We start from the raw sequence: 7,639 nt of genomic DNA, 5'->3' as shown, positions 1-7,639 counted from the left end.
CCGCAGGGCCTCCCGTTCGGTGCGCAGCCGCGTCAGGCGATGGCGCGCATCGTCGATCAGCGCCGGCGTGGCGCTGCGCCCCAGCGCCACGCGCGCGCAGGCAGTGTCGAGCACGCTGACGGCCTTGTCCGGCAACTGACGACCCGTGATGTAGCGATGCGACAGCCGCGCGGCCGCAACGATGGCCTCGTCCAGGACGCGCACGCCGAAGTGGCGTTCCATCAGCGGCGCCATGCCACGCAGCATCGAGGCCGCCAGCGCTTCGTCCGGCTCCTCGACCTTGACGACCTGGAAGCGCCGCGCCAGCGCAGCGTCCTTCTCGAAATACTTTTTGTATTCGCTCCAGGTCGTGGCGGCGATGGTACGCAGCTCGCCGCGCGCCAGGGCGGGTTTGAGCAGGCTGGCGGCATCGTTCTGGCCTGCCTGCCCACCCGCGCCGATCATCGTGTGCGCCTCGTCGATGAAAAGAATGATGGGCGACGGGCTCTTCTTGACCTCGTCGATCACGTTCTTCAAGCGGTTCTCGAACTCGCCCTTCACACTGGCGCCGGCTTGCAGCAGGCCCATGTCCAGCACGCGCAACGTGACGCCGGCCAAGGCTGGCGGCACATCGTCCGCGACAATGCGCAGCGCCAGCCCCTCGACCACCGCAGTCTTGCCCACGCCCGCCTCGCCGGTCAGGATGGGATTGTTCTGCCGCCGGCGCGTCAGGATGTCGATCATCTGGCGGATCTCGGCATCCCGCCCGATGACCGGATCGATCTTCCCTTCCCGCGCACGCTCGGTGAGATTGGTCGTGTACTGGTCCAGCGCGGGCGTCTGCGACAAGCCCGGCGCGGGCTGCCCGGGCGCTTCTTGCCCACCCGCGTCATCGGCCAAGCCCACCGCCTGCCCCGTCTCCTCCGACCCTTGCGTCAGGGCGGTGAAATCATGCTTGAGTTCGTCCAGCCGGAACGATTCGAACAGCGGCGAGCCCCGGCGCGCCAGTTGCGCCAGGTCCGGCTCCGTCAGCAGCGCCAGCAGCAGATGTCCGGAACGGATCCGCGTCGTCTGCGTATCCAGCGATGCGATCAGCCACGCGTGTTCGAACAGCTTGGGCAGATGCGCCGAAAACACGGGCGTACGCGTGTTGCCATTCTTGAACCGGTCGATCTCCGCCTTCAGATCGGCTTCCAGCGCATCGGGCTGGATGTGGCAACGCCGCGCAATGATGCTCACGTCGCTGGCCGGCTTTTCCAGCAGCGCCAGGAACAGATGCTCGAGATCCACTTCATAGTGGCCTTGCGCCATGCACAGGCTGGCCGCGCGTTCGGCGGCCTGGCGGCAGGTCTGATTCAACTTCCCGATCAACGTCTTCAGCGGAGTGGCCATGAGTCTTTAGCTTGTCTTCGGTTCAATGGATGGTGTGCAGTTCATAACTGGCGTCGTCGCGGTCCTCTGTAGCCGGGCCGGTGCACAGGAACGAATTCCAGCCCAGGCGCACGTCGCCGCCCTCGCCGAGCTGGCAGGGCATGACGCTCTCGCGCGCCAGCACCAGCCTCACTTCGTATTCGAAAGTCATGCCGCCGAACATCGTCAACAGCTTTTCCAGCGCCTGCGCGCGCTCACCCCCCGGCAGGAAATCGGCGAAGGCCTGGCGCGGCAGCGGACCTATCCACAACCGGATGCGCAGGTCGCGCTGCCAGATGCGATCGCCCGCCAGGGCGGACACGCCCAGTACCGCGCCCGGCTGTCCCAATCGGGTACGGTTCTGCGGCGGCACGTCATACCAGCGCCCCACGAACTGCTCCACGCGCAGGGGCACGCCGAAGTAGTCCTGCAACACGCGCTGCAGCATCGGCGCCGAAACAGGCCGCTGGCGCGCGGCCGCCGCGTAATGCGCCACGGATTCGTCGAACACTTTGCCCGCGCCGCTGTGCAACCGGTCGCGTAGCGCCGGATGACCGATCCCGCCCAGCGCCAGCAACAGCGGCAGAAAGTGATGGTCCTGTTCGGTTTCGTGCCGCAGCGGCATGCGGTACTTCTTCCACGCGGCGTAGAACAGCGCCGCCGCCCGGTTCGAGAAAATATCGAAAAAGGCGCGCGCACCGCGGTCGCGCCGCAGGCTTTCCCGGTTCGCCAGCATCTCGGAATAATGCAGCGGCAGCGCCCCCTGCCCGCCCAGCAGACCAAAGAACGCCGGCGTCACTTCCACACGACCCAGCCGTCCTTCGGCAATGGCAGCTTGGCGCGCCGCCTCGTCGGTCAGCGCCTCGCCGTGCTTGTCATACGCCACCGCATCGACGACTTCGCTGGGCGGAAACGCCAGCCCGGGGGCATTGGGAAAGCGCAGGTGCACGGGAACCGTATGGCGCGTCGCGCCGCGTTCCTGCCGCGCGAAGCACTGCTCAAGCAGGCGCACGGCCTGGAAGAATTTGAAGCGCTGCGGCTCTGCCAGCAGCGCGTCCATCACGCTAGGATGGCGTCGCCGTTGCATGGGGGGCATCGTAGTAATTCCTCTGCGCCGCGGCGCGACAACACGACCAATTGCACAAAGCTGTTGGCGTGCACGTACAGGCCAAAGAAGCGGTTGATGACGGCAACGAAGGTATGCAGGCTCGTGCCCACGAAGTGATCTTCATTGACGGTCAGGCGGATCTCAATCCCGCGCACGAATGTGGCGAAAGGCTCGCCCGGCATCCAGTGCGTGGCCGGCTTGTAGTCCAGGCCGATCAGTCCTTCGATCTGACGCGCGGCGACCGCCGATCCGGACAGGTCGTAGAGGCGCAGCGTTTCCTTCAAGGCGGGCAGGCCGCTCTGCACGAGGGACAGGTGATTCAGCGCCAGATGCGAAATCAACCGCCAGTGGGCGGCGCGCCCCTGCTGGAAACGGTGAGAATGCGTCGGCCGGCGCAGCATCCGGATGCTGCGCGCCACCGTGCCGCCTTCCAGGAACAGGTCGCCGCCCGACTGGCCCACCGCAATGCTCGCCGGCAGGTCGCGATTGGTGCACGTCAGATCCAGGCTCAGGGTTTCGGTCTGCGGCACCGAGGGATCGAAATCGATGTCGACGATGGAAATCTCGGTTTCGTACCCCGGGCTGCGTTGCGCCATCGACGCATCGCGCCGCATGGTCCAGTAGTGGCCGGCGGACTCCGGCGATTCGCCGTGATGCAGCGAGTAGAACGGCCGGAAGTCCACCACCGTATCGTTCTGGACGTTCTGCCGCACCTGACGCACGCGATCGATGGAATAGACCTCGTATCCGTACGCGCGACGCGCATCGGCCACCACCGGGTACGACGCCGCGGCGTGCGTCACGCGGATCGGATCGGCGCGTTGTGCAAACAGGTTCACCACCGGCGTGCAGCCCAGCCGCAGGTTGTCCGCCGATGTCGATTCAAGCAGCCGCGCCGTGTTGGAATCGGCGCGCACCCCGCTCACCGGCACGTGCAGCGTAAATTGCCGCACGGCGCCCAGATGGGGACGCAGCGCGGCCAGGTCGATATCGACGAAATTGAATTTCTCGGCGAACACGAAGTATTCGGCCAGCAGGCGGTAGGCCGGGTGCGAGCTCGCGGGAAAGTCGATCAGCGCGTCGTCCTCGGCCAGCCCGACCTGCGCCAGCGGAATCGTGGCCAGGCGGTCCCACCGTCCCGGCTGCAGCTCGACATAGGCCGCGGCCGCGCGCAGGAACAGGGCGTCGCGCAGCGCCGCCACGAACGACGGTTCGCCGTGCAGATAGACACGCAGCCGGTCGACGCCCGGCAGGCCGAAGTGCTGGTTCTCGCCCAGGCAGCCCAGCGTAATGGAGAAGCGGCCCGTGACGCCGGCCGGCAGCTTGGCCGTGGCCGGCGCATTGGCGCTGGACTCGAACGCCGCGCGCCGGACCTCGATGGGGGCCAGCGTGACGTCATAGGCGGTACGGAAGCGGCACGGCACCCCGCGTACCGGATGGGATTTCAGTTCGGTGCCTCGCCCGATGCGCACCGGTGCGGTCAATTGCGCGCCCGCGCCGCCCAAGTCGAACTGCGCCACGCTGCACGAAGGAAACGGCCGCAGGTAATGCGGATACATCACCTCGAACAGCGCTTCGGTGAATTCGGGGTAATCGTCGTCCAGCTTCTTGTTGATGCGCGCGCTCAGCAATGCGAACGACTCGATCATGCGTTCGACGTGCGGATCCTCGCAGGTCTCGCCCGACAGCCCCAGCCGCGCGGCGATCTTCGGATAGCGCTCGGCAAAATCGCGCGACGAGGTGCGCAAGAAGCCAAGTTCGCGCTCGTAATAGGGCAGCAATTCTTCCATTGATGTCTTCCTGTCCGGCGCACCAGGGCACCTGCACCGCGGGTTGATGCGCTAGACCGTGGCCGGGCTTTTGGCCCAACCCTTGGTCACGGAGTACTGCAAGGTCGACGGCTGCAGCGTGGCGTCGAAGGTCACGGGCTCGTGGGCGGGCCCCACATCCAGCATGGCCGTGATCGCGAAATACAGCACCGACGTCGCCCGGCTGTCGACCTGCAGCATGACCCGCACGTGCGTCAGCCGGGGCTCGTGGCGCGCAATCGCCTGTTCGAGCGAACGGCAGATGAACTCGCGGTCGTAGTGGCTGGCCAGGCTGAGCCCCGAAAAGTCCGACAGCCCGTACGTCAGCACGGAACGCCGGCAATTCGGGTAGCGCCGCAGGTCCTCCTCGGTGAACACCATGCGGGTGTTCAGCAGCGCCTCGATGTCGCGCGCCACCGTTTCTTTCATCTCCTCGATCGACAAGCGCCGCAAGGCATAGGGCGACTGGCCCTCTGCTTCGAACAGCTTGTCGAAGAGACTCGGTTCGAATCCTTTCATCGGGGCCTCAAAAGAAGGACGGCGACCCTCTCGGGCCGCGGTCTTCGTGCCTGCCCGGCGGAGATCAGACCGAGTAGGTCTTGTCGTTCTTGGTCAGGCTCCAGGCGCCCTGGGCGTTGCCGCCCTGATTGCCGCCCACCTTCTGCTGCGTGTACTTCCATTGCACGGCGGCGTACTTCAGCGAGAACGTTTCGTGCGGCAGGCCCTCGGCCACGACTTCCGGCGCCACGCGGGCAATGATCACGTACTTGAGCTTGATCTCCAGGTACTTGACGCGGTTGCCTTCGCCGTCGGCGCGCAGGAAGTCGATGGTCACTTCGTCAAAGGTGGTGCCGCCCGACGCGTGCTGATACAGCAGCGGGCTGACAACGTCCAGATCCTTGGTGAAGACCATTTCCCCGTGTTCGGTGCGCTCGGCGGTGTGGCCGCCCGAGGTCGATGCGGTGGCCGAACGCGGCTGGATGATCTCGTGGCGCCACGAACTGACTTCGATCCAGTCCGGATGGTCCTTGTCCTGCGACTCGCCCTTGAGCGCCGGATTGCCGAACTTGACGTAGATGTCCTTCATTGTTGATAGCCTCTTCAGATGATGGATGAGTTGTCAGTGCAATGACGCTCAGGATTTCTGGGCCTGCGCCGGCAATTCGGCGACCAGGCGCAACGAGATCGAGAGTTCGTCAAGCTGGAAATGCGGCCGCAGGAACGCCACGGCACGGAAGACGCCAGGGCGGCCTGGCACCTCGGCCACTTGCACCGATGCTTCGCGCAGCGGGAACTGCGCCTTTTGTTCCTGCGTCGCGTTGTCGTCCAGCAGCACGTACTGCGACACCCAGCGATTCAGGAAACTCTCTACGGACTGCGCCGATGCGAAGCTGCCGATCTTGTCGCGCATCATCGCCTTCAGGTAGTGCGCCACGCGCGATACCGAGAAGATGTATTGCAGTTGCGCCGACAACACCGCGTTGGCGTTGGCGCTGTCCGTGTTGTACTTCTTGGCCTTCTGCACCGATTGGGCGCCGAAGAAGGCGGCGTAATCCGAGTTCTTGCAGTGCACCAGCGGGATCAGACCCTGGTCGCTCAATTCCTTTTCGCGCCGGTCGGTGATGGCGATCTCGGTCGGGCACTTGAGCGCGATTTCGCCGTCGTCCGTCTTGAACGTATGCGTAGGCAGGTTTTCGACCAGGCCGCCGCCTTCGACGCCGCGGATCGCCGCGCACCAGCCAAAGTCCGCAAATGCCGCCGTCAGGCGTGCGCCGAAGGCCCACGCGGCGTTGCACCAGAGGTATTTGGAATGGTCGGTGCCGTCCACGTCCTCGACGAAGTTGAAGCCTTCGACCGTGGTGCCTTCCACCGGGTCGTACGGCAGACGGCCCAGAAAGCGCGGCATGGTCAAGCCGACGTAGCGCGAATCTTCCGAATCGCGGAAGCTGCGCCATTTGGTGTATTCGACGGTATCGAACACCTTGGCCAGATCGCGCGGGCGTCCCAGGTCGGCAAAGCTGTCCAGGCCCAGCAGCTCCGGCGAGGCCGACGCGATGAACGGCGCGTGCGACGCGGCCGCCACGTGCGACATCTGCTCGATGAAATACATGTCCTCGGGCTGGCGCGTGATCTCGAAATTGCCCAGCAGCGCCCCGAACGGCGCGCCGCCGAACGTGCCGAATTCCTCTTCGTACACCTTCTTGAACATCAGGCTCTGATCGAAGTCGATCGCGGTCTGGAAGTCGCGAACCAGGTCGCGCTTGGTCGTGTTCAGCACCTTGATCTTCAGCATCGGGCTGGTGTCGGTCTCCTGGCACAGGTAGTGCAGGCCGCGCCAGGTGCTCTCCAGCTTCTGGAACTCGGGCGCGTGCATCACTTCGCTGAGCTGGGCCGAGATCAGGCGGTCGAGCTCGGCGACGCGCGCGTCCAGCATGGCCGACAGGTTGTCGGACACCACAACTGTGCCCTTCATTACCTCACGCACCAGCTCGCCAATGATGTCCTTGGCGCGGTCATGTTCGGCGGTGGATTTGGCGACGCGGCTTTGCTCGACGATCTGGTCCAGCAGCCCGCTCTGCGTTTCGGTGGCGGTGGCGGCAGTGTTTTGTGCGGCGGCGGAATTACTCATTGCGGCCTCCCTTGTCGGTCTCGCTGGTGAGCTGTTGCAGCTTTTCGGTGCTGGTCAGCACTTCGCCCAGCAGGTCTTCCAGCTTGTCGTTGCCGGCGAGCTTGTTGCGCAGATCGGCCAGCTTGGTGCGGATGTCCAGCAGCTCGCGCAGCGGATCCACCTGCTGCACGACGGCTTCCGGACGGAAATCCTCGATGGAGCGGAATTTCATGTCGACGCCGAACGTGCCGCCTTCATCAGTCAGGCGGTTCTTCACGCGGTACGCCGCGCGGGGCTCCAGCCCCCGCATCACGTCGTCAAAGTTGTCGACGTCGATGTTGACGAACTTGCGGTCCTTCAGACGGGGCAGCTCGGCCTCGGACTGCGCAGAGAAGTCGCCCACCACGCCGACCACGAAGGGAAGCTCCTTCTGTTCGATGGCGTCGCCCTTCTCCACGTCATACGTGAGCTGAACGCGCGGCGGACGGACTTTCTGCAATCGTTTCTGAACGCTTTCTTTCTTGGCCATGGACGGCTCCGTGCAAAGGATCTTGTCTGTCGGTCGAGGAGACGCCGGGGCGGCGCCCCAAGGCGAATCACTTGGTCAGCAGGTCGCCGAACGGATTCGGCGCGCGATTGGGCTGCTGGGCAGGCGGGCTGGCGGGTTGTTGCGAAGACGGGGACGCGGTCGGCGATGCGGCAGGCGATGCGGCGGGGGATGCGGCG

General features: G+C 65.2%; 7 protein-coding genes. All 7 read right to left on the bottom strand.

Features of this window, described 5'->3' with window-relative positions:
* A partial coding sequence (locus tag B3446_RS18525) for an AAA family ATPase (RefSeq protein WP_291383880.1) occupies positions 1–1,371 on the bottom strand: 1,371 nt, incomplete at its 3' end.
* 22 nt (positions 1,372–1,393) lie between these two features.
* Complete coding sequence (gene tssG / locus B3446_RS18520; RefSeq protein ID WP_191578874.1) at positions 1,394–2,485, bottom strand: type VI secretion system baseplate subunit TssG; 1,092 nt, start codon at positions 2,483–2,485, stop codon at positions 1,394–1,396.
* Positions 2,449–4,287, bottom strand: coding sequence for a type VI secretion system baseplate subunit TssF (gene tssF, locus B3446_RS18515; RefSeq protein WP_291383879.1), 1,839 nt, complete (start codon positions 4,285–4,287; stop codon positions 2,449–2,451). The genes tssG and tssF overlap by 37 nt, the downstream gene beginning before the upstream one ends.
* A 51-nt stretch (positions 4,288–4,338) precedes the next feature.
* Positions 4,339–4,824, bottom strand: a complete 486-nt coding sequence (gene tssE / locus B3446_RS18510; protein ID WP_105237423.1) for a type VI secretion system baseplate subunit TssE — start codon at positions 4,822–4,824, stop codon at positions 4,339–4,341.
* A gap of 64 nt (positions 4,825–4,888) precedes the next feature.
* Positions 4,889–5,392 (bottom strand): Hcp family type VI secretion system effector, encoded by a 504-nt coding sequence (locus B3446_RS18505; RefSeq protein WP_105237422.1) that lies wholly within the window; start codon positions 5,390–5,392, stop codon positions 4,889–4,891.
* A gap of 48 nt (positions 5,393–5,440) precedes the next feature.
* Entirely contained in the window at positions 5,441–6,934 is a 1,494-nt protein-coding gene (gene tssC / locus B3446_RS18500; RefSeq protein WP_191578872.1) for a type VI secretion system contractile sheath large subunit, read from the bottom strand.
* Entirely contained in the window at positions 6,927–7,442 is a 516-nt protein-coding gene (gene tssB, locus B3446_RS18495; protein ID WP_008168611.1) for a type VI secretion system contractile sheath small subunit, read from the bottom strand. The genes tssC and tssB overlap by 8 nt, the downstream gene beginning before the upstream one ends.
* Positions 7,443–7,639 lie beyond the last annotated feature (197 nt).

Source organism: Achromobacter sp. UBA5777, from assembly GCF_002418565.1.
GTDB lineage: Bacteria > Pseudomonadota > Gammaproteobacteria > Burkholderiales > Burkholderiaceae_B > Achromobacter > Achromobacter animicus.
This window is presented reverse-complemented; position numbering and strand designations above follow the sequence as displayed.